At 72.1% G+C, this 26,077-nt stretch carries 20 protein-coding genes and 1 pseudogene; 10 read left to right on the top strand and 11 right to left on the bottom strand.

Annotated elements, in window-relative coordinates; genetic code table 11:
- On the bottom strand, positions 1-720 hold a 720-nt coding region (locus AB0F03_RS29590), incomplete at its 3' end, for a maltotransferase domain-containing protein (RefSeq protein ID WP_361997324.1).
- A 333-nt stretch (positions 721-1,053) separates the two neighbouring features.
- Here AB0F03_RS29590 and AB0F03_RS29585 point away from each other — a divergent pair.
- A complete protein-coding gene (locus AB0F03_RS29585) occupies positions 1,054-3,672 on the top strand; it encodes a glycosyltransferase family 1 protein (protein ID WP_361997322.1) in 2,619 nt (872 codons plus the stop codon).
- A gap of 3 nt (positions 3,673-3,675) precedes the next feature.
- Here the strand turns inward: AB0F03_RS29585 and AB0F03_RS29580 are convergent, their stop codons facing one another.
- From AB0F03_RS29580 to AB0F03_RS29560, 5 genes are all read right to left on the bottom strand, one after another.
- Positions 3,676-4,197, bottom strand: coding sequence for a DUF1990 domain-containing protein (locus AB0F03_RS29580; protein WP_361997320.1), 522 nt, complete (start codon positions 4,195-4,197; stop codon positions 3,676-3,678).
- A gap of 71 nt (positions 4,198-4,268) precedes the next feature.
- Complete coding sequence (locus AB0F03_RS29575; RefSeq protein ID WP_361997318.1) at positions 4,269-5,921, bottom strand: M4 family metallopeptidase; 1,653 nt, start codon at positions 5,919-5,921, stop codon at positions 4,269-4,271.
- A 249-nt stretch (positions 5,922-6,170) separates the two neighbouring features.
- Positions 6,171-8,225, bottom strand: coding sequence for a M4 family metallopeptidase (locus tag AB0F03_RS29570; RefSeq protein ID WP_361997316.1), 2,055 nt, complete (start codon positions 8,223-8,225; stop codon positions 6,171-6,173).
- Between the two features lie 434 nt (positions 8,226-8,659).
- Positions 8,660-9,007 carry a LuxR C-terminal-related transcriptional regulator gene (locus AB0F03_RS29565; protein ID WP_361997314.1) on the bottom strand — a complete coding sequence of 116 codons (348 nt, stop codon included), beginning with the start codon at positions 9,005-9,007 and terminating at the stop codon, positions 8,660-8,662.
- 155 nt (positions 9,008-9,162) lie between these two features.
- Complete coding sequence (locus AB0F03_RS29560) at positions 9,163-9,645, bottom strand: DUF3515 family protein (RefSeq protein ID WP_361997312.1); 483 nt, start codon at positions 9,643-9,645, stop codon at positions 9,163-9,165.
- Positions 9,646-9,844: 199 nt separating this feature from the next.
- Between AB0F03_RS29560 and AB0F03_RS29555 the strand changes: the two genes are divergently transcribed.
- The 6 genes from AB0F03_RS29555 to AB0F03_RS29530 all read left to right on the top strand — a co-directional run bounded on the left by AB0F03_RS29555 (position 9,845) and on the right by AB0F03_RS29530 (position 16,608).
- Positions 9,845-10,354 (top strand): RICIN domain-containing protein, encoded by a 510-nt coding sequence (locus tag AB0F03_RS29555; RefSeq protein ID WP_361997310.1) that lies wholly within the window; start codon positions 9,845-9,847, stop codon positions 10,352-10,354.
- A 128-nt stretch (positions 10,355-10,482) separates the two neighbouring features.
- A complete protein-coding gene (locus AB0F03_RS29550) occupies positions 10,483-11,685 on the top strand; it encodes a hypothetical protein (protein WP_361997308.1) in 1,203 nt (400 codons plus the stop codon).
- A 94-nt stretch (positions 11,686-11,779) separates the two neighbouring features.
- The gene (locus tag AB0F03_RS29545) at positions 11,780-12,244 is read left to right on the top strand and encodes a hypothetical protein (RefSeq protein ID WP_361997306.1); all 465 of its coding nucleotides are present in this window, start codon (positions 11,780-11,782) and stop codon (positions 12,242-12,244) included.
- On the top strand, positions 12,241-12,816 hold the full coding sequence (locus AB0F03_RS29540; RefSeq protein WP_361997305.1) for a TlpA disulfide reductase family protein: 576 nt from the start codon (positions 12,241-12,243) through the stop codon (positions 12,814-12,816). The genes AB0F03_RS29545 and AB0F03_RS29540 overlap by 4 nt, the downstream gene beginning before the upstream one ends.
- A gap of 142 nt (positions 12,817-12,958) precedes the next feature.
- Positions 12,959-14,761 (top strand): ABC transporter ATP-binding protein, encoded by a 1,803-nt coding sequence (locus AB0F03_RS29535; protein WP_361997303.1) that lies wholly within the window; start codon positions 12,959-12,961, stop codon positions 14,759-14,761.
- The gene (locus AB0F03_RS29530) at positions 14,758-16,608 is read left to right on the top strand and encodes an ABC transporter ATP-binding protein (protein ID WP_361997301.1); all 1,851 of its coding nucleotides are present in this window, start codon (positions 14,758-14,760) and stop codon (positions 16,606-16,608) included. Before AB0F03_RS29535 ends, AB0F03_RS29530 begins: the two co-directional genes overlap by 4 nt.
- A 2-nt stretch (positions 16,609-16,610) precedes the next feature.
- On the opposite strand, the gene AB0F03_RS29525 is transcribed toward AB0F03_RS29530, so the two are convergent.
- The 5 genes and pseudogenes from AB0F03_RS29525 to glgX all read right to left on the bottom strand — a co-directional run bounded on the left by AB0F03_RS29525 (position 16,611) and on the right by glgX (position 22,303).
- Positions 16,611-17,849: a hypothetical protein gene (locus tag AB0F03_RS29525; RefSeq protein WP_361997299.1), complete on the bottom strand. Its 1,239-nt coding sequence runs from the start codon at positions 17,847-17,849 to the stop codon at positions 16,611-16,613.
- 26 nt (positions 17,850-17,875) lie between these two features.
- Positions 17,876-18,595 (bottom strand): annotated as a pseudogene (locus AB0F03_RS29520) (dolichyl-phosphate beta-glucosyltransferase); the annotation flags it as partial.
- Positions 18,596-18,720: 125 nt separating this feature from the next.
- Complete coding sequence (locus AB0F03_RS29515; protein WP_361997297.1) at positions 18,721-19,398, bottom strand: hypothetical protein; 678 nt, start codon at positions 19,396-19,398, stop codon at positions 18,721-18,723.
- Positions 19,399-19,408: 10 nt separating this feature from the next.
- Positions 19,409-19,915, bottom strand: a complete 507-nt coding sequence (locus tag AB0F03_RS29510) for a SigE family RNA polymerase sigma factor (RefSeq protein WP_361997295.1) — start codon at positions 19,913-19,915, stop codon at positions 19,409-19,411.
- Between the two features lie 147 nt (positions 19,916-20,062).
- Positions 20,063-22,303: a glycogen debranching protein GlgX gene (gene glgX / locus AB0F03_RS29505; RefSeq protein WP_361997293.1), complete on the bottom strand. Its 2,241-nt coding sequence runs from the start codon at positions 22,301-22,303 to the stop codon at positions 20,063-20,065.
- A 151-nt stretch (positions 22,304-22,454) separates the two neighbouring features.
- On the opposite strand from glgX, the gene AB0F03_RS29500 reads away from it, so the two are divergent.
- The 3 genes from AB0F03_RS29500 to AB0F03_RS29490 all read left to right on the top strand — a co-directional run bounded on the left by AB0F03_RS29500 (position 22,455) and on the right by AB0F03_RS29490 (position 25,909).
- Positions 22,455-23,678, top strand: coding sequence for an Ig-like domain-containing protein (locus AB0F03_RS29500; protein ID WP_361997292.1), 1,224 nt, complete (start codon positions 22,455-22,457; stop codon positions 23,676-23,678).
- A gap of 161 nt (positions 23,679-23,839) precedes the next feature.
- A complete protein-coding gene (locus tag AB0F03_RS29495; RefSeq protein ID WP_361997330.1) occupies positions 23,840-25,063 on the top strand; it encodes an Ig-like domain-containing protein in 1,224 nt (407 codons plus the stop codon).
- A gap of 78 nt (positions 25,064-25,141) precedes the next feature.
- Positions 25,142-25,909: an enoyl-CoA hydratase-related protein gene (locus tag AB0F03_RS29490; RefSeq protein ID WP_361997290.1), complete on the top strand. Its 768-nt coding sequence runs from the start codon at positions 25,142-25,144 to the stop codon at positions 25,907-25,909.
- Positions 25,910-26,077 lie beyond the last annotated feature (168 nt).

The following is a 26,077-nucleotide window of genomic DNA, read 5'->3' as shown; positions in this document are numbered from 1 at the left end:
CCGTTCCACCAGCAACGGCATCGCCTCCGAGGCCGTGACCAGCTCCCGCAGCGGATACCGGCCCAGCAACGCCTCCACCTCCGGCGACAACGCCGCCGCGAGCCGCCAGGCCGCCGGCCGGTCCTCGTCCCGCAGGGCCGCCACGGCGTCCAGCACGGCCTGCCGTCGGTCCTCGGGCACCCCGGCCGCCGCCCGCTCGTACAGCTCGGCACCCTCGGCCAGCACCAGACCGGTGTCGATGCCGGCCGGGATCTTGATCCGGGCGGTGTGCCGCCAGGTGGCGAGCGGGTCCGACCAGGCCTCCACCGTGTAGGTCCACCGGCCCGGTTCGCCGGCGGTGACGGTGGCACCCCAGCGGTCGGTGCCCGGGGCGAGTTCCCGCATCGGCGTCCAGGGCCCGGCCCGGCCCGCCGGGTCCCGCAGCACCACGTTCGCCGAGACGGCGTCGTGGCCCTCGCGGAACACGGTGGCCGACACCTCGAACGACTCCCCGGTCACGGCCTTCGCGGGCCTGCGGCCGTGCTGGACCACGGGGCGCACGTCGAGAACGGGGATACGGCCCACGGTGGTGGCCGCGGCGGGGGAGGGCCGCTCCCCGGCGGACTTGCCGGCGCCGGCGGCGCCGGCGGGCGCCGCGCTCTTCTTGCCCGTCGTCTTCCTTGCTGCTCCCGGGGACTTGCTGGTGGACTGAGGTGCTGACGAGTGGTGCCTGGCAGGCATGACCGCTCCTGTCCGCGTCAACGTGGGTACGGGCGGATGAGTGTGGGGAGGTGGGTCCTGCGGGTGGTGCCGCATGACGCCGGTGGGACGTGTACCGGGTGGAGCCTGCCCACCCTGTTCGGGCGGTCAATCCGGCACTCTGTTAACTACTCACGCGTACGTCCACACACAAGACCGCCCCCCTTTTCTCCGAGTGCCCGGTGACCGGCTCTTGACGCCCCCCGACACCGAGCCGGTACGTCCCCACCGACCGCGCGGTAACCACTACCGTCGAAGGCGACGACGAGACGCACAGCGCCGTGCGCCTCACCCCGCAACGCGCCCGAGGTGAATGTGAAGGCGATCCGTCGGTTCACCGTCCGTCCCGTTCTCCCCGACCCCCTGCGGCCACTGAGCGACCTGGCGCGCAATCTGCGCTGGTCCTGGCACGCGGAAACGCGCGACCTGTTCCAGTCGGTCGACTCCGCGGCGTGGGCCGCCGCCGGAGGCGACCCGGTACGGCTGCTGGGCAGCGTGCGCCCGGCCCGGCTGGCCGAACTGGCCGGTGACCGGCGGTTCCTGCGCCGTCTCACCGCGGTCGTGGACGACCTCGACGACTACCTGACCGGCGACCGCTGGTACCAGGCCCAGTCGGACGGCCTGCCCGCGGCCGTCGCCTACTTCTCCCCGGAGTTCGGCATCACCGCCGCGCTCCCGCAGTACTCCGGCGGCCTCGGCATCCTCGCCGGCGACCATCTCAAGGCGGCCAGCGACCTCGGCGTACCGCTGATCGGGGTCGGACTGCTGTACCGGCACGGATACTTCCGGCAGACCCTCTCCCGGGACGGCTGGCAGCAGGAGCACTATCCGGTCCTCGACCCCAACGAACTGCCCCTCACCCAGCTGGAGGAGCCCGACGGCACCCCGGCGCAGATCTCCCTCGCCCTGCCCGGCGGCACCGCGCTGCACGCCCGCGTCTGGGTCGCGCAGGTCGGCCGGGTGCCGCTGCTGCTGCTCGACTCCGACGTGGAGGAGAACGACCTCGGCGAACGCGGGGTCACCGACCGGCTCTACGGCGGCGGCAGCGAACACCGGCTGCTCCAGGAGATGCTGCTCGGCATAGGAGGTGTGCGGGCCGTACGCATGTACTGCCGGCTGACCGGGCACCCGGAGCCGGAGGTGTTCCACACCAACGAGGGCCACGCCGGCTTCCTCGGACTGGAACGGATCGCCGAACTGTGCGCCGCCGGGCTCGACTTCGACGCGGCGCTGGAGGCCGTGCGCGGCGGCACGGTGTTCACCACGCACACCCCGGTCGCGGCCGGCATCGACCGCTTCGACCGGGAGCTGCTCGCCCGGCACTTCGGCCCGGACGCCGAACTCCCCGGCATCGACGTCCAGCGGATCCTGGCGCTGGGCATGGAGACGTACCCGGGCGGCGAACCCAACCTGTTCAACATGGCCGTGATGGGGCTCCGGCTGGCCCAGCGGGCCAACGGGGTCTCGCTGCTGCACGGGCAGGTCAGCCGGAACATGTTCGCCGGACTGTGGCCGGGATTCGACGCCGAGGAGGTGCCGATCACCTCCGTGACCAACGGGGTGCACGCGCCGACCTGGGTGGCCCCCGAGGTGCTGCGGCTCGGCACCCGGCAGATCGGCGCCCAGCGGACCGAGGACGCGCTGAGCGTCGGCGGCTCCGAACGCTGGGACTCGGTCGCGGACATCCCCGACCAGGAGGTCTGGGAGCTGCGCCGCACCCTGCGCGAGCAGCTGGTGCAGGAGGTGCGGGAGCGGCTGCGGGCGTCCTGGCGGCAGCGCGGCGCCGGGAACGCCGAACTGGGCTGGATCGACGGGGTCCTGGACCCGGACGTCCTGACGATCGGGTTCGCGCGCCGGGTGCCGTCGTACAAGCGGCTGACGCTGATGCTGCGCGACCCCGACCGCCTGGCGGAGCTGCTGCTGCACCCCGAGCGGCCCGTGCAGATCGTGGTCGCGGGCAAGGCGCACCCGGCGGACGACGGCGGCAAGCGCCTGGTGCAGGAGCTGGTGCGGTTCGCGGACGACCCGCGCTTCCGCCACCGTCTCGTCTTCCTCCCCGACTACGGCATGGCGATGGCCCAGAAGCTCTACCCGGGCTGTGACATCTGGCTGAACAACCCCCTGCGACCCCTGGAGGCCTGCGGCACCTCCGGCATGAAGGCGGCGCTGAACGGCTGCCTCAACCTGTCCGTGCTGGACGGCTGGTGGGACGAGTGGTTCCAGCCGGACTTCGGCTGGGCCATCCCCACCGCGGACGGCGCCTGCACCGACCCCGACCGTCGTGACGACATCGAGGCGGCGGCCCTGTACGACCTGCTCGAACAGCGGGTCGCGCCGCGCTTCTACGAGCGGGGGCGGGGCGGCCTGCCCGACCGCTGGATCGAGATGGTCCGCCGGACCCTCTCCCGGCTCGGCCCGAAGGTGCTGGCCGGCCGCATGGTCCGCGAGTACGTCGACCGGCTCTACACCCCCGCCGCGCAGTCGCACCGCGCGCTGACCCCGGACACCGCCCGGGATCTCGCCGCCTGGAAGACCCGGGTGCGGGCGGCGTGGCCGGGGGTGACCGTGGACCACGTCGAGACGACCGCGACGACGGCCACCGCGGAACTGGGCACGGCCGTCGGGCTGCGGGTCCGGGTGCAACTGGGCGAGCTGGGCCCGGACGACGTGGAGGTGCAGGCGGTGTCCGGCCGGGTGGACGCGGAGGACCGCATCACGGACGCCACGGTCGTCCCGCTGAAGCCGGCCGGCGCCCAGGACCTGGAGGGCCGCCTCCTGTACGAGGGCCCGCTCTCCCTGGACCGCACCGGTCCCTACGGCTACACGGTCCGCATCCTCCCCGCCCACCGCCTTCTCGCCTCCGCCGCGGAACCGGGCCTGGTGGCGGTGCCGTCGCAGGAGGTGGTGGAGGGAGCGGGGGTGCTGCTGCGGTGACCGTCAGTCCTCGGGGCCCCGGCCGGCCAGGTTCCTGAGCACGGTGCCGCACCGGCGGGCGTACGCGTGCTGGAGGCTCCGGGTCGCCGGGCCGCCCGCGCGGGCGTACCACTTGGCGGCCCGGCTGAACGCGGCGACGGTGAGCCACACCGTGCCGTCGCCGGTGCGGTCGACCACGAAGGCCTCCTCGCCGCACTCGGGGTGGCCTTCGAGGGTGCCGTAGGCCCAGCCGGCCCGGCGGGGTTCCTCGGCCGTCCAGATGATGCGGCAGGGGGCCCGGACGAGGCCGGCCAGGGTGACCGTGACGTCGACGCCGGGGGCAGCGCGGTCGGCCGTGGCGTCGATGCCGACGCCGAGCGCGCGGTGCATCTCCCAGGTCAGGACCGCTTCGGCGGCCCGGTCGAACACCTCCTGGCCCTCGCCGAGCCGGGTGCGGACGAACAGGGGGTGGAAGCCGGGCGGGCAGACGGCCAGGTCGTCGCGTGTCGCGCCGACCGGCTCGTAGGTGAAGGGCGCCGAGGACATGGGTCACAAGAGTAGGGCGGCACCCGGGACGCTCGCGTCCCGGGTGCCGCCCTGGTGTGGCGCGGGGGTGACTAGTTGACGTTCACGCCGCTCCAGGCCGCGGCGACGGCCTTGTACTCGGCGCTGGTGGAGCCGTACAGCGCGGACGCCGCGTTCAGGGTTGCCGTGCGGGCGGCCTTGTAGTTGGTCGTCGACGTCATGTACGTCGTCAGCGCCTTGTACCAGATCTGGAGCGCCTTGGCGCGGCCGATGCCGGTGACCGCGGTGCCGTTGTACGTCGGCGAGTTGTAGCTGACGCCGTTGATCGTCTTCGCGCCGCTGCCCTCGGACAGCAGGTAGAAGAAGTGGTTGGCGACACCGGACGAGTAGTGCACGTCCAGGTTGCCGACGCCGGAGGACCAGTTGTCGGCCGAGCCGCCGTCCTTGCTGGGCTTGTCCATGTAGCGCAGCGGCGAGCCGTCGCCGTTGATGTCGATCTTCTCGCCGATGAGGTAGTCACCGGGGTCGGAGGCGTTGTTCGCGTAGAACTCCACACCCGTGCCGAAGATGTCCGAGGTGGCCTCGTTCAGACCGCCGGACTCGCCGGAGTAGTTCAGGCCCGCGGTGTTCGCGGTGACGCCGTGGCTCATCTCGTGGCCGGCGACGTCCAGCGAGGTCAGCGGGTCGACGTTGCCGGACCCGTCGCCGTAGGTCATGCAGAAGCAGCTGTCGTCCCAGAACGCGTTGACGTACGCGTTGCCGTAGTGGACGCGGGAGTAGGCCCCGACACCGTTGTTCTTGATGCCGTTGCGGCCGAAGGTGTTCTTGTAGAAGTCCCAGGTCTCCGCCGCGCCGTAGGCGGCGTCGGCGGCCGCGGTCTGGTCCGAGGAGGAGCTGGAGGCGGTGCCGGTGCCGAAGACGTTGGTCGAGCTGGCCACCAGGGTGCCCGTGCCGGACGTCTTGCGGGCCAGGTTGTAGGTCTTGTGACCGCCCCGGGCACCGTCGGTGAGCTGGTACGTCGAGCCCGACTGCGTGCTGTTGAGGGTGACCGTGCCGGAGTACAGCGTCTTGCCGGTCGCGTTCTCGATGCCCTGGTACTCGAAGAGCTTCTTGCCCGTGGCCGCGTCGGTGATGACGTGCAGCTGGTTCGGGGTGCCGTCGTCCTGGAGGCCGCCGACGACCGTCTCGTAGGCGAGGACGGGCTCGCCGGAGCCGGCCCAGATCACCTTGCGGGCGCCGTCCGCGGTGGTCTTGGCGGAGCCGAGGGTTCTGGCGGCGGAGACCGCCTGCTTCTCGGCCTTGGCGGCGGTGATCTGCGGCTTGAGCGAAGCCGGCTTGAGGACCGACTTGTTCGCCTTGGTGACGCCCTCGGTCCGGCCCGACTTCGCGGTGTGGACGATGAGGTCGCCGCCGAGCACCGGGAGGCCCGCGTAGGTGCGCTCGTAGCGGGTGTGGACGGTGCCGTCGGCGTCCTTGACGACGTCCTTGGCGACCAGCTTCTCCTTGGCGCCGAGGCCTATGTGCTGCGCGGTCTCGGCGGCGCCGGCCTGTGCCTTCTGGAGCAGGGAGGTGCGGGCCGCGGCGGACAGCGCGGTCGGGGCGGCTGCCAGGGGCTTGGCGGCGGCGGATCCGGCCGGGGCGGCGCTGGCACCGGTGGTCAGACCGGTGGTGAGGAGGGCTCCGGCGGCGACGGCGGTGGCGATGGCCAGAGTGGTGCGCTTGTGACGCGCGTAGAGGGGGCTCACAGAAGCTCCTTCGTGGGGGAGTCCGGTCAGCGTGGGGTTACTGCCCGGAGAGTGTGGCGTTGTGAAGTTGCTGTGCTACTGCGGCGGGTGGAGAGAGAGTGACATCAGGGGCGCGTACATGTCAGGACCCTGAAGTGATGTTGGCCGAAAATCGACCACCGGGTGAATATTGCAGCGAGATGAACCGGTGCCGTCCGGGGGCGCCGCACCCCCGGACGGCCTTGTGCTGCCGGGCTCGTGGCCTGCGATTTACGGGAAGGTCAGCTTCCAGCTGTTGATCGTTCCCGTGTCGTACGTGGCTTGATCCTGTACCCGCAACTTCCACGTGCCGTTGGCCGGTTCGGCCGAGGCGTTGACCGTGTACGTTTCGGTCACGTTGTCCGCCGAGTCCGAGGAGCTGAAGTCCTTCAGCCGGTAGGCGGTGCCGGACGGGCCGACGAGGTCGATCACCAGGTCACCCCGCCAGGTGTGCGAGATGTCCACGCCCACCTGGAGGTTGCCCGGCGCGTTCCCGGTCCGGCCGGAGACGGTGATGTTCGAGGTGACGGCCGGCCCGTTGTCCGGGACCGCCACCGGGGAGGTGTTCTCGTACGACGTACCGCCGCCACCCCCGCCGCCGGAGCGTGAGCCGACCGCGACGCCCGCCCAGGCGTCCTGCACCGCCTTGTACTCGGCGCTGGTGGTGCCGTACAGCTCGCCTGCCGCCGCGAGGGTGCCCGTGCGGGCACCCGCGTAGTTGGTGGTCGAGGTGAACTTCGTGGTCAGCGCCCGGTACCAGATCTGGAGCGCCTTGTCCCGGCCGATGCCGGTGACCGGAAGGCCGTCCGCCGTCGGCGAGTTGTAGCTGACGCCGTTGATGACCTTCGTGCCGCTGCCCTCGCTGAGCAGGTAGAAGAAGTGGTTCGCGGGGCCCGACGAGTAGTGCACGTCGACGCCGCCGATGCCGGAGTACCAGCTGTCCTTGGACGAGCCGTCCTTGCTCGGCTTGTCCATGTAGCGCAGCGGGCTGCCGTTGCCGTTGATGTCGATCTTCTCGCCGATGAGGTAGTCACCGACGTCGGACGTGTTGTTCGCGTAGAACTCCACGCCGGTGCCGAAGATGTCCGAGGTGGCCTCGTTCAGACCGCCCGACTCCCCGCTGTAGTTGAGGCCGGCGGTGTTGGAGGTGACGCCGTGGCTCATCTCGTGGCCGGCGACGTCGATCGCCGTCAGCGGCTTGGCGTTGCCGGAGCCGTCGCCGTAGGTCATGCAGAAGCAGCCGTCGTCCCAGAACGCGTTGACGTACGAGTTGCCGTAGTGCACCCGCGAGTAGGCGCCGACGCCGTTGTTCTTGATGCCGCTGCGGCCGAAGGTGTTCTTGTAGAAGTCCCAGGTCTCCGCCGCGCCGTAGTGGGCGTCCGCGCCCGCGGTGGCGGCGTTGGAGTTGGTCCCGTTGCCCCAGGTGTCGCTGGTCTGCGAGAACAGCGTTCCGGTGCCGGAGGTGCCGTGGTTCAGGTTGTACGTCTTGTGGCCGCCGCGCGCGCCGTCGGTGAGCGTGTACGTCGAGCCCGACTGGGTCGTGGTCAGCGCGACCTGCCCGCTGTACTGCGTGTTGCCGACGCCGGTCTCGATGCCCTGGTACTCGTACAGCTTCTTGCCGGTGGCGGCGTCGGTGACGACGTGCAGCCGGTTCGGGGTGCCGTCGTCCTGGAGGCCGCCGACGACCGTCTCGTACGCCAGCACGGGCTTGCCGGACGCCGCCCAGATCACCGTGCGGACGCTGTCCGCGGCCGTCCTCGTCCCGCCGAGCGCCTTCGCCCGCCGCACCGCCTGCCGCTCGGCGGCGGCCTTCGGCACGGCCGGGGTGAGACCGGTGACCTTCAGCGAGGCGCTGCCGGCCCGGATGACGTCCATGGTCTTGCCGGACCGGGCGGACTCCACGACCAGGTCGCCGCCGAGCACGGGCAGGCCCGCGTAGGTGCGCTCGTAGCGGGTGTGGAGCGTGCCGTCGGCGTCCTTGACGACGTCCCGGACGACCAGCTTCTCCTTGCCGCCCAGGCCTATCCGCCGGGCGGTGGCGGCCTTGGAGGCGTCCGCGTGCCGGATCAGTTCGGCGCGCTGCGAGGGGGTGAGCCTGAGGGCCGTGTGCGGGGGGTTCGCCCTGCCGGCCCGCGGCCCCGCCGGGGCGGCGCCGGCCGCGCCCGACTGGACGGCGGCGGCGATCAGGGCGGTGACGCCGACGAGGGCGACGGTGGCGGTGCGGCGGGGCGCCGAGGCGCGCGGTGCTGTGTGGGAGGTGCGTCCGCGAGAGGAATTGCTTCTCAACACTGACTCCTTCTGCATGGCCGCGGGTCGCGCGGCCAGGGGAGACCGGACGCTGCGTTCTGACGTCCGGGCAGAACAGGCGTTACGCGGAACCAGGTGCAGGTGCAGGTGCTGAGCCGGCTCACGCCGGAGCGCAGGAGCTGTGGGGCGGCTGTGAGTCGGTCTGGGAAGAGTGGCAGGAATGCCGCGACATGTCAGGAGCGCGTCACAAAGTTGGCCGGAAACGGTTCGTTGAACGGAGGGTCATGTTCGATATGCGGAGTACTCATTGACGTGCAGACGGGTTCACGGGACCACTCATCGGTCATGACGGGCCGCGCGCGTGAAAGAGGCGGCGGTGCCGTCCGAGGCACCGCCGCCCTCATGCCGCGCAATCAATCAGGGATCGATTCGGGTGACGGCCTGCGGGCAGGCCGTCACCCATCGCCGCCTCGCTACGCGGCGCGAACGTGCTGCTCCGGTGCCGGGTCGGTCGTCCGGTGCCGGGTGCATGCCCGGTCCGCACACAACGAGTCGTGGGCGAGAGCGGAAACGATCGCGGCCTGAGTCCGAGTCCGCTGGCCGATCTTGTCCACGATGTTTGCGATGTGCGCCTTCACCGTGCGTTCCGCGATGCCCAGTTCCCGGGCGAGCTCCCGGTTGCCCAGGCCGGTCCCGAGCAGAAGCAGCACCTCTCGCTCCCGGCCGGTCAGGCGCGTCAGCCTCAGCACCGCAGGCTCGGGGTCGTGCCCCGTGCGCCGGTACGAACATTTCGGATTCACCGCAACGGACCGCGTGGTCATGTTGGTCCCTCCCGACCGCGGCCTTCCCAGCAGACCCCCGTGGCCCGGGTTCAGCCGTGATCGACCGCCAACCTACCCGGAGCGTCGGACATCGGCACACCGGTATAGTGCCAACTTTCCCTCTGCGAACGGCTGACCGCTCGCACGGGGAGCGGTCAGGGGGTGTCGATGCAGTGCGAGCGCTGCGGGATCGGGGCCACGAGACGGGACAGGTCGATCAAGGCCGCGTCGGGCTTGCTCCCACCCTCGAGGACCACCTGCGTGGCCGGGACGCGGCCATAGGTGACGACGACCTTGCGGGTCTGTGTGGAGTGCCGGGAGTCGACCACCCAGTCGACACCGTCGACCGCGACGCACAGATCCTCGGTGGGTCCCGGAGGCGTCACACCGCACCGCAGGACGATGCGACGGTCGCCCCACACGGCCACGCCGGTCGCATCACTGTCCCAGCGGGAGAAACCCCCCAGGGATTCGGGGGCGGCGCCGGTGATCCGCCGGCAGGGCGCCGTGTCGGCCCCCTTCGCGGCGGGCACGCCGGGGTCGCGTTGGGTGAGGGCATGACCGGTGACCGCGGCGACCGCGCCGAGGACGCACACCCCTGCGGCGAGTACGAACCGATTCCGGCGAGTGGAAGGCACGTTGGGGGGCTCGACTTTCCGGTGAGGGCAAGCGGTCTCGCAGCACGGTAGAGCACCCGCGCGCCCCGGTCCGAACCGGCCCCGGCATGCCTCCCTTTCGGGCAATGCCCCTTGGTACACCTCCCCAACGGACCTGGTGGCGTCCCCGGAACGTGCCTAGGTTCGGTCGCCGTACAAGACGACTGACCAAGGAGATGCGATGCGCAAGGCAGCCACCTCGTTCGTGCTCGCCGCCGTGGCGACCGGAACCATGACCGCGGTCGCGGCCCCGGCGGGCGCCGCTCCCCAGGCCAGGGACCCCTACGCCCACACCCGGCTGGAGCGTGTGTGGGCCCCCAACGTGTGCCTGTCGATGGGGGGAAGCACCAAGAACAACGCCCGTGCCGTCGTCGGCAAGTGTTCCAGGACCGACAAGACGCAGCGGTGGACGCTGAAGCGGCTGAACCGCGGAGGCTCCGTGTTCACCATCAAGAATGACAAGTCGGGCAAGTGCCTGGCCCTGGACTCCGCCGGCCACGTCGTCCAGTACACCTGCAAGCCGTCGTCCAAGAGCCATCAGTGGTGGCTGACCGATTCCCACCTCGTCAACGTGGCGAAGAACAAGGCGCTGGCGTCCAACTCCACCCGGTCCGGCTCCAAGACGTACCTGGAGAAGACGGACCGGAGCGGCTCCGCGGGTCGCGTCCGCCAGGAGTGGGGCCTGTCCTGACCCGACGGGCCGGCTTCCGAGGTCGCGCTCGGGGCGTGGAAGGCCGGCCCCGGCCCCCCGGCAGGTGACCACCCTGACCATCGCCGTCCGCACGGCCCGAACCACCCCGGAATGAGGAAAACCCCCCTATGAAGTGGCAGCCATCCGTACCGCGTGCCCTCGCGGCAGCGGCTGTTCCGGCCGTCCTCCTGGCTTCGTCGCTGACGTCCGCGTCCGCCGAGGAAGCCACCCCGCCGGCCGTGAGCCAGGCCGTCTTCGTTCTCGACTCCGACCACGGCAGTTTCACCACCGGCAAGCAGGCCCTCACCGGTCACACCGCCGGTGTCAAGCGCGTCGCCACCTACATCGGCAAGGCCACCGACACACAACTCCTGTCGGCCGGGGGGCAGAAGGTCATCGCCGACATCACCCTCGCCGCCTCTCCGGCGAAGAACGAGCGTGCCGCCTGGGCGGCCTCCCCCCGCTTCGTCGACGTGTCCTGGCCCGACCTGGGTGCGGGCCGCTACACGGTGTACCGCGACGGTGTCCGGATCGCGGCCACCACCGGGCACAGCCTCCGCGACACCGGTGTGAACGCCGGCAGCGAGGTGAACTACCAGATCTCCGGTGAGGCCGACGGGCGCGGGCACACCTGGGGCCTGACCGCCACCGTTCCCACGGCCGACGACGCCGCCACGCTCGCCAGCACCGCGCAGCGGGTCGAGGAACGGGCGAGGAGGTACACCAAGACGGCTGTGGTGTGGCGGTCGTTCATCCGCCAGAAGTGGGCCACCGTGCCCAAGCAGCTCGGCAGCGTATCCGGCTGCAAGTACACCCGGGGTTACCAGTACAGGGGTGACAACCGCGGCTTCTCCAGCAAGGTCACCGGCCCTTCCTTCCGGGCCAGTCTGCGCGGTGTCGTCTACTGGACGAAGTCCCCGTACGACCTCTTCCCCGAGACCGGCGTGACGAGGGTCTACCGCAACGGAACGGAAGTGGACCGGCGCAAGGCCTCCACCAGGGGCATCGACTTCCGCACCCGGACCCGCTTCGACGGCAAGACCCGCGCCGTGCACGGCGAGATCGAGGCGTCCGACCCCTTCTGCCCGTCCGGTGGCATCCGCCGTGCCGGCATCGGCGCGTTCTACGACGCACGCCTGGCCCGCAACGGTGACTTCTACGTCTCGGGCAAGTACCGGCAGGCTCCCGACCACGAGATGTACCTCTACGGCTACACCAGCGGCAGCCGGCACTCGACGAAGACCGTGCACCAGTCGAAGATGCGCAGCCTGATGTGCCTGTCCCAGCCCGCCTGTGAACTGGGCACCATCGGCAACTCCGGCGGTTACTGACCCCCGCCCTCCCGGCCCTCTTGGGCCGGGGGGACAATGATCGTGCGAAATGGGTCGCCCACTGGATGACCCGTCGTCAAAAGGGGTAAGTGATATGACCGTCACATGGCGCGGTGCCCTCTCCTACGCGCTCACCGTCACCCTGCTTTCGTGGTTGACCGGAGCCGCGGTGGACCTCGTCTGGCAGGCTGTCGGCGGAAGTCTCAGGACATGGGTGTCGACCTGGGTGGGGGACCCGTGGAGCGCGGTCTTCATCGTGGTCGCGGCGGCCACACTGACGATGACGCGCCGGCTGACGGCTCCGCTGCCCGTGTGGCGCGTTCCGCTGATCGACGGTTTCGCCTATCTGGCCGTACTGCTGGTCTGTGCGGGACTGTCCTCCTGGACCGCCGGAGACGAGGCTCCGGCCGACTCGGCCTTCGTGGTGGCCATCCTTGCCCTGTTCAGCCTCCAGTTGCCCTCCGCATGGCTGCTGAGTGCCTGGCGGGCCCGCCACCTGGAAACCGTCCTCACCCGGTCCGGTATCCGGAGCGCGTCCGCCCGGCTGACCGAACGATGACGGCCCCGCGACCGTACGCGGCAGCGCTCGGGATGTTGGCGGTCGGCGCCCTCCTGGCCGGCTGCACCGGCTACACGCCCGTCGGCGACACCGACGCCGCCGGCTCGCTCACCCACACGCTGAGCGAGGAGGACCGCCCGACAGCACCCGAGCTGGGCGGGGCCACGCTGGACGGCGACACCGTCCACCTGTCGGACTACCGGGGTGACGTCGTCGTCGTCAGCGCGTGGGGGTCCTGGTGCGGTCCATGTGTCGGCGAGGCACCCGAACTGACGAAGATCGAGCGTAAGTGGCGTCACCGCGGAGTGCGTGTGCTCGGCCTCGACAACGACGCCGACAGCGACCGAGGACGCGACTTCCAGAAGGAGCACCGCCTCGGTTTCCCGTCCTTGCGGGATCCGAGGGGACAGCTGGGGCGTCGCTTCCCGCACGGCCTCGTCAACCCGCAGGCTCTGCCCTACACGATCGTTGTCGATCGCACAGGGAAAATCGCCGCGTCCCGCATGGGGGCGGTGACCGAAGGTGAGATGGCGGCCGTCGTCACCCCCTTGCTGAGGACTCCGCGGCCGTAACGGTCCCCAGCGATGTCCCGTCATTGATCCCGGCCGCGCCCCGTAGCCGATGCCGCACCGGCCCCAGCACGACCGGACGCGGCCCCGCGCCCGCCGGAAACCCGGTGGGCGATGTCGGTGGCGGTCCGTAGGCTCGCACCTGATGCCCACGACACCCGCAACCACCGAGGACCGGTCCGCCGTCCGCACCCTCCTGCGCCTGTGGCCGTACGTCCGCCCCGTGCGTGCCCGGCTGTTCACCGCCGCGTTCGTCGCCGTCGTCGCCTCCTGTACGGGGCTGGTGATCCCGCTCGTCCTGAAGTGGCTGGTCGACGGGCCGGTTTCCGGCCGGGACCCGGCGGGTGTCTGGCTCGGCGCGCTGTACCTGCTGCTGCTCGGCGTCGCCGAGGCCGTCCTGTTCGGCATCAGACGGTGGCTGGTGGCCCGCCCGCTGTCGCACGTCGAGGCGGAGATGCGCGCGGACCTCTACCGCCGGCTGCAACGCCTGCCCGTGGCCTTCCACGACCGCTGGGCGTCCGGCCAGATGCTCTCCCGGGGCACCACCGACCTGATGCTGCTCCGTCAGTTCCTCGCCTTTCCGCTGACGTTCCTGCTGGTCAACGGCGTGACCATCACCGTCGGGCTGGTCATCATGCTGATGCAGGACTGGCAGCTGGGGCTGGTCATCCTCGGACCCACCCTCCCCGTGATGTGGACCTGCGCCGTCTTCGAACGGCGGTACGCGCAGGTGGCGCGGCGCGCCCAGGACCAGGTCGGGGACCTGACCACGGTGGTCGAGGAGAGCGTGCTCGGCATCCGCATCATCAAGGGCTTCGGCCGGCACCGCAGTCAGGCCCGGGCGTTCCGCGTCCTCTCGGGCACCCTGCGCGGCACCGAGCTGCGCAAGGCGCGGCTGCTGGCCGCGATCTGGGGTGTCATCGTCACGCTGCCCGAGCTGGCGATCGGGGCGGCGCTGGTGCTGGGGGCCGTGCGGGTCGCCGACGGCGGGCTCAGCACGGGCACGCTGGTCGCCTTCCTGAGCACGGCACTCGCGCTGCGCTGGCCCGTGGACTCGATCGGGTTCCTGCTGGCGATGAGTCAGGAGGCCGCCTCCGCCACGGAGCGGTACTTCGAGGTGATGGACCAGGCGCCGGAGGACCCCTCCGACGGGGCCGGGGACGCCCACGCGCGCGTCGGGGACGCCGCCGTGCCCGCCACCGTGCGCGGACTGCGGTTCGAGAACGTCTCGTTCCGCTATCCCGACGCGCCCCCCGGCTCCCCGCCCCTCCTCACCCGTGTCGATCTCCACGTCCGGCCCGGCGAGTCCATGGCCCTCGTCGGAGCCACCGGCAGCGGGAAGACCACCCTCACCGCGCTGGTGCCCCGGCTGCACGAGGTCACCTCAGGGCGGATCACCCTCGACGGCGTGGACATCACCGCGATGTCCCGCGAGGAACTGCGCACCAGGGTCGCCGTCGCCTTCGAGGAACCCACCCTGTTCTCCGCCACGGTGGGCGAGAACGTCCTGATGGGGGCACCGGACGGGGCGGGGGACGCGGACCTCGGCCGGGCGCTCGCCATCGCCCAGGCCGACTTCGCGCACGCGCTCCCGCACGGCACCGCCACCCGCGTCGGCGAGCAGGGACTCAGCCTGTCCGGCGGCCAGCGGCAGCGCCTCGCGCTGGCCCGCGCGGTGGTCGGCCGGCCGGAGTTCCTGGTGCTGGACGACCCGCTGTCCGCGCTGGACGTGCACACGGAGGCCGCCGTGGAGGCCGCGCTGCGGCGGGTCCTCGCCGACACCACCGCCCTGATCGTGGCCCACCGCCCGTCCACCGTGCTGCTCGCCGACCGGGTCGCCCTGCTCTCGGGCGGCCGGATCGCCGCCGTCGGCACCCATCAAGAACTGCTGCGCGGCAACGCCGAGTACGCCCGCCTGATGTCCGCGGAACCGGAGGACCAGCGATGACGACGACCGCCTCCGCCCCCGCCACGGGCAGCGACGACCGCAGCGCCCCGGACCCCGGCGACCCCTTCGACCGAGATGTCCTGTCCGCCCCGCCCGGCGCGACGGGCGCCCTGCTGCGCTCGCTGCTCGCACCCCTGAGGGGCCGGGCGGTGTTCACCGGGCTCCTGCTGCTGCTCCAGCAGGCGGCGACGCAGGTCGGCCCGCTGCTGGTGGCGTACGCCATCGACACCGCCGTACCCGCGTTCCGGGACGACCGGCACGGCCCGCTGATCGCGGTGGCCGTCGGCACCGCGCTGAGCGCCCTCGCCTCGGGCGTCTTGCAGTTCGGCTTCATCGAGTACAGCGCGCGGGTCAGCCAGGACGTGCTGCTGGACCTCCGGGGCCGGATCTTCCGGCACGCGCAGGCGCTGAGCCTGGACTTCCACGAGCGGTACACCTCGGGCCGGCTGATCTCCCGTGCCACCACGGACGTCGAGTCGCTGCGCGAACTCCTCAACGACGGCATCCAGGAACTGGTGACCGTCGTGCTGTCCTTCGTGTACATCGCGGCGATGCTGCTCTGGCTGGACCTCGGCCTGGGCGCGGTCGCGGTGGCCTCCTTCGTGCCGCTGTACCTGCTCGTCCGGCTCTACCAGCGGCGGGTGGGCCGGGTGTACCGGGCGCGGTCCACGGCGATCGCCTCGGTGATCGTGCGGTTCGTGGAGACGATGAACGGCATCCGGCCGGTGCGCGCGTTCCGCCGGGAGGCCGCGAACGACGCCGAGTTCGCCGTGCTGAACCGGCGGCACGAGCGGACCAACGGGGACGCGCTGCTGGAGATGGCCCGCTATGTCGTCGGCTCCCGGCTGGTGGCCAACACCTCGGTCGCGGCGATCGTGCTGTGGGGCGCCTACCGGGTGGCGTCCGGCTCGCTGGACCTCGGGGTGCTGGCGGCGGCGGTGCTGTATCTGCGCCGGCTGTACGACCCGATCGACCGGCTCGGCATGTTCCTGAACTCCTACCAGTCGGCCGCCGCCTCCCTGGAGAAGATCGCCGGGCTGCTGGCGCAGACGCCGTCCGTGCCGGAGCCCGCGGAGCCCCGCGCACTCCCGCCGCTGACGGGCGGCCTCCCGGGCCGCGAGGTCGTCTTCGACGGGGTGCGGTTCGCCTACCGCACCGGCGGCGAGGTGCTGCCCCGCTTCGGCCTGACCCTGCCGGCCGGACAGACCGTCGCGGTCGTCGGCTCGACCGGCGCGGGCAAGTCCACCCTGGCCAAGCTGCTCGCCCGCTTCTACGACCCCTCCGACGGGCGGGTCCTGCTGGACGGGGTGGACCTGCGGGAACTGGCTGCGCCGGAACTGCGGCGCGGGGTGGTCATGGTGACGCAGGAGGCGTTCCTGTTCTCCGGCACGGTCGCCGACAACATCGCGATCGGCCGGCCCGACGCCGGCCGGGACGAGATCGAGCGGGCCGCGAAGGCGATCGGCGCCCACGAGTTCATCAGCGCGCTGCCCGACGGCTACGACACGGACGTCCGCAAGCGCGGCGGGCGCATCTCCGCCGGGCAGCGCCAGCTGGTCGCCTTCGCCCGGGCGCTGCTCGCCGACCCGGCGGTGCTCATCCTCGACGAGGCGACCAGTTCGCTGGACATCCCGGGGGAACGGGCGGTGCAGCGGGCGATGTCGACGGTGCTGCGGGGCCGTACCGCCGTGGTGATCGCGCACCGGCTGTCCACCGTGGAGATCGCGGACCGGGTGCTGGTGATGGAGCACGGCCGGATCGTGGAGGACGGCCGCCCGCAGGACCTCATCGCCGGCACCGGCCGGTTCGCGGACCTGCACAAGGCATGGCGGGACAGCCTGGCCTAGCTCTAGGGCACTCCCAGTTCGAAGAGCGCGTACCCCGCGTACGACCCGGAGGCCAGCGCCGCGATGCCGAGCAGCGTGCACTGCACCGGCAGGCTCAGCCGGCGCATCGCCACCGCGAGCGGCAGGAACAGCGGGAAGCAGGGCAGCAGATAGCGGGAGATGTTGGCGACGATCTGCTGGCTGCCGAGCACCAGGGCCAGCGTCAGGACGGTGTACACGATCAGCACCGGCGGCGGGCGCAGCCGCAGCAGCAGCGGCAGCAGCGCGCAGGCGAGCAGGATCACGCCGACGGAGATGACGTCCGCGAAGGGGTACGCGAAGAGGTAGTCGAACTTGCCCACGGGCACGGACGTCAGCACGTCCAGGGTCTGCTTGCCGTAGTCGAAGCGGTGCGCCCAGGCGCCCGACTGGAGCTTGAAGTAGCCGCCCAGGTCGCCCATCCGGTTGCCGACCCAGAGCAGATAGCCGAGCAGTCCGAGCGGGGCCAGGGCCGTGGCGAGCAGCGGACGCAGGGGGCTCTCCTCGCGGCGGCGCAGCGCCAGCAGCGCGGCGACGCCGAGCGCGGCGATCAGCGCGGCGGCCGTGGGCCGGTTGAGGCCGGCCGCGAAGGTGAGCACCCCGGCGGTGAGCCAGTGGCGGGTGATGACGGCGTGACAGGCCCAGACGGCGAGGGCCACGTAGAGCGAGTCGGAGTAGACCGCCCACTCCACGCCCGAGCCCGGCCACACCGCCCACAGTCCGGCCGCCGCGAACCCGGCCCGCCGGCCGCCGAACCGCTCGGCGACGGCGTACACGCCGAGGGCGGCGGCGAAGGAGGCGGCGATCGAGACCAGCAGCCCGGCGCCGTACGAGCCGAGACCGGTGACCGTCGAGGTCAGCCGGATCAGGGCCGGGTACAGCGGGAAGAACGCCGCCGAGTTGCCCTCCAGCGTGATCAGGCCGGTGGCCCCCGGGACCGGGACGAGTCTCGGGTCGTAGCCGTGCAGCGCGATCTGCTGGTACCACCAGCCGTCCCAGGTGGCCAGGACGTCCCAGGCGTGCGCGCCGCCGCCGAACCGGGGGTGCCTGGTGCGGTAGTCCCCGCTGGCCGACAGCAGGTACATGAAGGAGCAGAAACCGGCCAGCTTCAGCGCGCCGAACACGGCGAGGACCGGCCCGTGACGGCGGCCGGCGGCCCGGAGCCGGGTGCCGGGCGCGGTCCGGGACGCCGGCGCCGCCGTCCCGGGGAGGGTCGCGGTCACCGGGTCACCGGCCCGGGACGGCGGCGGGCCAGGGTGCGCCGCATCCGGACGATCCCCCGCAGATCGGCCAGCGCGGTGGCGAGGAGGTCGACGCTGCTGTCGGGGTCGTCGACCCAGTCCACCGGGACCTCGTGGATCCTCAGGCCCGCCCGCTCGGCGAGCACCAGCAGTTCGGTGTCGAAGAACCACTCCCCGTCCCGCACCAGGGGCAGCAGCCGCTCGGCGGTCTCCCGCCGGACCGCCTTGAACCCGCACTGGGCGTCGGAGAACCCGACGGCGAGCGTGCAGCGCAGCAGCGCGTTGTAGCACCGGGATATGACCTCACGTTTGGCACCGCGCACCACCTGGGCGCCCGGGGCGAGCCGGGTGCCGATGGCCACGTCGGAGTGGCCCGAGATCAGCGGGGCGACCAGCGGCAGCAGCGCGGCCAGCCCGGTGGACAGGTCCACGTCGAGATACGCCAGCACGGGCGCCCGGGAGCCCGACCAGGCCGCCCGCAGCGCCCGGCCGCGGCCCTTTTCGGGCAGCCGCAGCGAGGTCACCTCCGGGAGTTCGCCGGCGAGCAGGGTGGCGATGGCCGGGGTGCGGTCGGTGCTCGCGTTGTCGGCGATGGTGATCCGGAACGCGTAGGGGAAGGTGTCCCGCAGGTGTGCGTGCAGCCGCCGGACGTTCGGTTCCAGGTCCTTCTCCTCGTTGAACACCGGTACGGCCACGTCCAGGACGGGCTCGTCGGGATCCGTCGGCAGGGGCGCGCGCCGGGACGCCGGGGACACCGCCGGTGGCCGGCTCGGTCGTATGTGTGTCACGTCATTCCCTGGGGTCAGGTGTGTCGGGCGTGCCGGGGCACGCGGGGCGGAGGGCGGAGCGGGGGCTAGCCGGCCGGGCCGGCCGTGGAGGAGGGCCGGTCCGACGGCACGGCGGGTGCGTGCACCGGTGCCGTGGTGCTGCCGCCGGCCCGGGAGCCGGCCGTGGCCGACGGCGGCCGGGGTGTGGTGGTGGCCGTGCTCCCGGGGTCCGGCCCGGCCGTGGCGGTGGCGGTGGTGGTGGCGGTGGCGGTGGTGGTGGCGGCGGCGGTGGTGGTGGCGGCGGCGGTGCTCGACGGTGTGGGCGGGACCGTCGTCGGGAACGACGTGGACGGCGGCGCACCCGGTGACCGGGACGACGACGGCGACGGCGACGACGACGGTGACGGCGTTGTACTGGGGCCGGGTGCCGGGCTGGTCAGGGGCTGGGGGCGCGGTGCGCTGGGCCGGTCGTCGGTGTGGCCGTGCGGCCACAGCAGCAGCCCCAGGCCGAGGCCGGCCACGGCCAGCGCGGAGCCGGCGGCCCGGCGCGCCGTGCGCGCCCGGTGCCGGGCGCGCACACCGGCGCGGAGCGCCTCCCGGTGCCGGGCCTCGAACGGCGCCGGCTGCCGGGCCTGGTGCATGAGCTGTGTCAGCTGCCGCTCGAAGTGATCCGCGCGGTCCGCGCCGTCCATGCGGTCCGTCCCGTCCATACCGTCGAAGCCGTCGAAGCCGTCGAAGCCGTCGAAGCCGTTCCTGCGGTCCATGGGTCCTCCCTCACCCCACCGGCTCGATGACGTCGGCCAGGAGCCGGCGCAGCCGGGCCACCCCGCGTGCGGCATGGGACCGGGCCGTGCCCACCGGGCAGCCCAGGGCCTCCGCCACCTGCCGGTCGGGCAGGTCCTGGTAGTAGCGCAGCACCACCGCGGCCCGTTGCCGCGGGGTCAGCTGGGCGAGCGCCGCCTCCAGCCGGGAGCGTTCGGCCACGGTCGCCGACACGTCGCCGGCCGCCACCACCTCGGGCAGCTCCTCCACCGGCCGTTCGCCCCACCAGCGGCGGCGCGCCGACCGGGCCGCGGCCCGCGCCAGCACCTTGCGCACATACGCCTCCGGCGCCTCGTCGGCGACCTTCGGCCAGACGAACCACAACGCGACCAAGGACTCCTGCAACAGGTCCTCGGCGCGGTACCGGTCCCCTCCGGTGAGCAGACGGGCGAGATGGAACAACACCGACCAGCGGGCCGCCACGAACGCGTCGTACTCACCGGCCCTGGTCTGCTCCATCCCCACGGTCCCCGTTCTCGCCGGCTGTTCACACCAGGAGAAAGGCCCTGGACCCCCGCCCGCGCTGCACCCGGCGAGCGTGATCCGCGTCACGCACAGCCGGTGCACAGGCTCCGGGGAGTCTCTCGCACCGCCGTCCGGGCCGGTTCAGGCGACCCGCAGGAGCAGGACCGCCCGCGCCGGCACGGTGATCTCCGCCCCCGCCGGGTGGACCGTGTCCGGCGCCCCGGCCTGTTCCTCCCGCGAGGTGTCCACGACGACCTCGTACCGCTCGGCCCACGGCGGCCCGGGCAGTACGAAGCCCGTCGGCCGGTCCCCGGCGTGCAGCACCGCGAGGAAGCTGTCGTCCACCACCGGCGCGCCCCGCTCGTCCCGGCCGGGTATGTCCCGCCCGGAGAGGTACATGCCGAGCGTGGCCGCGGGGGCGTACCAGTCGCCCTCGGTCATCTCCGCGCCCCGCGCGGTGAACCAGGCCAGATCGCGAAGCCCGTCCGCGGTCTGGGCCCGGCCGGAGAAGAAGGCGCGCCGGCGCAGCACCGGGTGGCGGTGGCGCAGCGCGATCAGCCGGGACGTCAGGTCGTACAGCGCCCGCCAGCCGGGGTCCTCCAGCAGCGACCAGTCCAGCCAGCTGATCTCGTTGTCCTGGCAGTAGGCGTTGTTGTTGCCGCGCTGGGTGCGGCCCAGCTCGTCACCGGCCACCAGCATGGGCACGCCGGTGGACAGCAGCAGGGTGGTGAGGAGGTTGCGCAGCTGCCGGCGCCGCAGCGCCTCCACCCGCTCGTCGTCCGTCCCGCCCTCGGTCCCGCAGTTCCAGGAGCGGTTGTCGTCGGTGCCGTCCCGGTTGTTCTCCCCGTTGGCCTCGTTGTGCTTGGTCCCGTACGACACCAGGTCGCGCAGGGTGAAGCCGTCGTGCGCGGTGACGAAGTTGACCGAGGCGTACGGGCGCCGGCCGCCCCAGGCGTACAGGTCGCTGGAGCCGGAGAGGCGGTAGCCCATCTCGCGGACGTCCGGCAGGGCGTGCCGCCAGAAGTCCCGGACGGTGTTGCGGTAGCGGTCGTTCCACTCGGTCCACAGGGGCGGGAAGGCGCCCACCTGGTAGCCGCCGGAGCCGATGTCCCACGGCTCGGCGATCAGCTTCACCCGGCGCAGCACCGGGTCCTGGGCGATGACCGCCAGAAACGGCGAGAGCATGTCGACGTCGTGCATCGAGCGGGCCAGCGCCGCCGCGAGGTCGAAACGGAAGCCGTCCACGCCCATCTCGGTCACCCAGTAGCGCAGCGAGTCGGTGATCAGGCGCAGCACCTGCGGCTGGACGACGTGCAGGGTGTTGCCGCAGCCGGTGTAGTCGGCGTACCGGCGGGCGTCGTCCTGGAGCCGGTAGTAGCCCCGGTTGTCGATGCCCTTCAACGACAGCGTCGGCCCCAGCTCGCCCGCCTCCGCCGTGTGGTTGTAGACCACGTCGAGGATGACCTCGATGCCGGCCGCGTGCAGCGCGCGCACCATCCGCTTGAACTCGCCGACCTGCGCTCCCGTCGTACCGGAGGCCGCGTAGGCCGCGTGCGGGGCGAAGTAGCCGATCGAGTTGTAGCCCCAGTAGTTCCGCAGGCCCCGGCGCAGCAGGTGGTCCTCGTGCGCGAACTGGTGGACGGGGAGCAGCTCGACGGCCGTCACACCGAGGCGCACCAGGTGCTCGACCGCGGCCGGGTGCGCCAGCCCGGCGTACGTGCCGCGCAGTTCCTCGGGGATGTCCGGGTGCAGCCGGGTGAAACCGCGCACGTGCAGTTCGTAGATGACCGAGTCCGCCCACGGTGTCTTCGGGCGGTGGTCGTCGGACCAGTCGTCGTCGTCGTGGACCACGACGCCCTTCGGGACGTACGGCGCCGAGTCCCGCTCGTCGCGCACGGTGTCCGCGACATGCTGCTCCGGCCAGTCCCGGACGTGCCCGTACACCTGCGGCGGCAGGCCGAACTCGCCGTCCACCGCCCGCGCGTAGGGGTCCAGCAGCAGTTTCGCCGGGTTCCAGCGGGCGCCGGTCCACGGGTCCCAGCGGCCGTCCACCCGGTAGCCGTACCGCTGTCCGGGCAGCACGCCGGGCACGAAGCCGTGCCATATCTCGTGCGTCAGCTCGGTCAGCGGGATCCGTGTCTCCCGGCCGCCCTCGTCGAACAGGCACAACCGCACCGCCTCGGCCCCGGCCGCCCAAAGGGCGAAGTTGGTGCCGGCGACCCCGTCCGGACCGGCCCGGAAACGGGCCCCCAGCGGGGTCGGCGCACCCGGCCACGCGGCCGGGACGGGCGGTACGGCACGCCGGGCGCCCCTCACCGCCGCCGTCTGCCCGCTCCCGGCCGGCTCCCCGGCCGGTGCCCGCTGCTCGGCTGCGCTCGTCACAGTCGGCCCCTCTTCCCAGTGGCTCCGGCCGGGCTGGGGGCGCCCCCCTTTCCCCGGGGAGGCACCCCCACGTGTCGTCCTTCCCTCTGTTCTGCCCAGTGCGTGGCTCGCACTCACGTTTCCCCGGGGCGCCCCCGTCGTTGGGAGTCGTGTGAGGCACGTACAACGACGCGCACGGCGCGTGGGGGCCGCGCTGGCCGCCGTACTGACATGGGCGGGGCTGCTGTCGGGCTGCTCCTCGGACGGCTCCGGGCCGCTGGGCATGGGCGGGGGCCCGGGCAGACCCCCCGCCGCCGAGGAGGTCATCAAGGTCACTCCCGGCGACGGCGGCAAGGCCGTGCGCCCCGGCGAGCGGCTGCGGGTGCGGGTACCCGGCGGGCGCCTGGAGAAGGTGACGGTGGTCAGGGAACAGGACGCGCAGAGCTCGCCGGTCCCGGGGCGCGTCAGCGACGACGGGCTGACCTGGCGGCCCGACGAGGACCGGCTGGCGCTCGCCGCCCGGTACACCGTGGACGCGGTCGCGCTGGACTCCCACGGCCACCGCACCGCCCGGCACACCACGTTCACCACCTACGTCCCCGACGAGCGGTTCATCGCCTACGTCACCCCCGAGAACCGCGCCACCGTGGGCACCGGCATGATCGTCTCCCTCTCCTTCAGCCGGGACATCGCCGACCGGGCCGCCGTCGAACGCGCCGTCCGCGTCAGCGCCCGGCCCCCGGCCGAGATCCGGCCGCACTGGTTCGGCAAGAACCGCCTGGACTTCCGTCCCGAGCGCTACTGGAAACCCGGCACCGAGGTCACCGTCGACCTGAACCTGCGGGACGTGCAGGGCGCGCCCGGTGTCTACGGGCTCCAGGACCGCACGTTCGCGTTCACCGTCGGCCGCAGCCAGGTCTCCCTGGTCGACGCCGCGAAGCACACCATGGACGTACGGCGCGACGGACAGCTGCTGGCCACCGTCCCCATCACCGCGGGCGCCCCGAAACACCCGACGTACAACGGGAAGATGGTGGTGATGGACATGCTGGAGGTGACCCGCATGAACAGCCGCACGGTCGGCTTCGGCGGTGAGTACGACATCCCGGACGTCCCGCACGCCATGAAGCTCACCGACTCCGGCACCTTCCTGCACGGCAACTACTGGGCCACGGACGCCCCGGGAGAGGCCAACGTCAGCCATGGCTGTGTGGGGCTCGTGGACGTCAAGGGCGGCAGCTCGGACACCCCCGCCGGCTGGTTCTTCGACCGCAGTCTCGTCGGGGACGTCATCGAGGTCGTGCACAGCAAGGACAGGACGGTCGCACCCGACAACGGCCTCGGCGGCTGGAACATGGGTTGGAGGGAGTGGAAAGCGGGCAGCGCGGTGAAGTAACCGGGTGAGGGGCGGGGGCGCGGTGGGGTGCCGGGTGCGAGTTGCGACGGAACGGTGACATCTGCCTGACACCCCGCTCAAATCCGGGCGGTTAATATGCGCGCACCGATGTGGTGGGGAGCGGGCCTGAGCAGGTCCGGCGAGGGGAGAACAAGGTGGACGTGCGGCCTGTGACGGGGGCGGCGGCTCGGGGGCGGCGGGGTCGCGGGGGACTGGCACTCATAGCCGGCGCCCTGGTGCTGTCGCTCGCCGCGTGTGGCGGAGGCGGGGATTCCGGTTCTGGGAACGGAAAGGGCGAGGACCGGGGCAGCGGACGGGGCGCGCAGTCCACGGCCGCCGTCAGCATCGCCCCCGCATCCGGTGCCACCGGCGTCGACACCAGCGGCGCGCTGAAGGTCGGCGTCACCAAGGGCAGACTGACCCGGGTCAGCGTCAAGGACGCCAAGGGCGGCGAGATAGCCGGGGCCATCACCGGGGGCGGCGCCTCCTGGACCCCGTCGACCCATCTGGCCGCGGCCACCAAGTACACCGTGCACGCGGTCGCCAAGGACTCCGAGGGCCGCGAGGCCGCCGAGGACGCCAGCTTCACCACCCTCACGCCGAAGAACACCTTCGTCGGCTACTTCACCCCCGAGGACGGCTCCACCGTCGGCGTCGGCATGCCGTTCTCCATACGCTTCACCCGGGGCATCACCCAGCCCGCCGCGGTCGAGAAGGCCATCCGGATCAGGACCGAGCCGGCCGTCGACGTCGAGGGCCACTGGTTCGGCAACGACCGCCTGGACTTCCGTCCCGAGACGTACTGGAAGACCGGCACCAAGGTCACCGTCGACCTCGACCTGGACGGCGTCGAGGGCCGCGACGGCGTCTACGGCAAGCAGCGCAAGACCGTGAAGTTCACCATCGGCCGCAACCAGGTCTCCGTCGTGGACGCCAAGAAGCACACGATGCGGGTCACCCAGGACGGCAGGACCGTCAAGACACTCCCCGTCACGACCGGCAAGGCCGGGTACGAGACCTGGAACGGTCAGATGGTCATGAGCGAGAAGCTCTCCGTGACCCGGATGAACGGCGAGACCGTCGGCTACGGCGGCGAGTACGACATCAAGGACGTCCCGCACGCCATCCGCCTCACCACCTCCGGCACCTTCATCCACGGCAACTACTGGGGCGGCGGCGCCTTCGGCCACTACAACGCCAGCCACGGCTGCGTGGGCCTGCGCGACGTGCGCGGCGGCTCCGACGGCTCCGCCCCGGCGGCCTGGTTCTTCCGCCACTCGATCATCGGTGACGTGGTGGTCGTGAAGCACTCCCACGACCGCACGGTGGACCCGGCCAACGGCCTGAACGGCTGGAACATGTCCTGGGCCGACTGGAAGAAGTGACCCCACCCGCCCCACCGGCCCGGCGCTGTGACCTACGGCACCGGGCCGTCCGGCGTTAGTGGCCGTTAACCTGCCTGCATGACCGTCTCTCTCGAAGTCGCCGAAGGCGTCGGCACGCTGCGTCTGGACCGGCCGCCGATGAACGCGCTGGACATCGCCACCCAGGACCGGCTGAAGGAACTCGCCGAGGAGGCCACGCGCCGCGACGACGTGCGCGCCGTGGTGATCTACGGCGGCGAGCGGGTGTTCGCGGCGGGCGCGGACATCAAGGAGATGCAGAACATGGACCACGCGGGGATGGTCCTGCGGGCCCGCGCCCTCCAGGACTCCTTCACCGCCGTGGCCCGCATCCCCAAGCCCGTCGTCGCCGCCGTCACCGGCTACGCGCTCGGCGGCGGCTGCGAACTGGCGCTGTGCGCCGACTACCGCATCGCCGCCGACAACGCCAAGCTCGGCCAGCCCGAGATCCTGCTCGGCCTGATCCCGGGCGCGGGCGGCACCCAGCGGCTGGCCCGGCTGGTCGGCCCCTCCCGGGCCAAGGACCTGATCTTCACGGGCCGTCAGGTGCGGGCCGAGGAGGCCCTCGCGATCGGCCTGGTGGACCGGGTCGTGCCGGCCGCCGAGGTGTACGAGCAGGCGCACGCCTGGGCCGCCGGGCTCGCCAAGGGGCCGGCGATCGCGCTGCGCGCGGCCAAGGAGTCCGTCGACACCGGTCTGGAGACCGACATCGACACCGGGCTCACCGTGGAACGGAACTGGTTCGCGGGGCTGTTCGCGACCGAGGACCGCGAGCGTGGCATGCGCAGCTTCGTGGAGGAGGGGCCGGGCAAGGCCAAGTTCCGCTAGGCGTCGGCAGCCCGAGGTTGCCGGTTAACTCCCGTGGGGGGTGGCGTAGTTGACGGGCCGTCCAGTTGGGGTCCCTCGATGGGGCGGTTTATGGGAGCCTTAAGGCAACCTTAAGTCTGTCGCGTCGAGGGAGCCCGACGATTGCCCGGTTGTGAGCCGTCGCCGCAG

The sequence above is a fragment of the Streptomyces sp. NPDC028722 genome, assembly GCF_040637655.1.
GTDB lineage: Bacteria > Actinomycetota > Actinomycetes > Streptomycetales > Streptomycetaceae > Streptomyces.
Note: the sequence above shows the minus strand (reverse complement) of the source record. Positions and strands in the feature narration are given on the sequence as shown.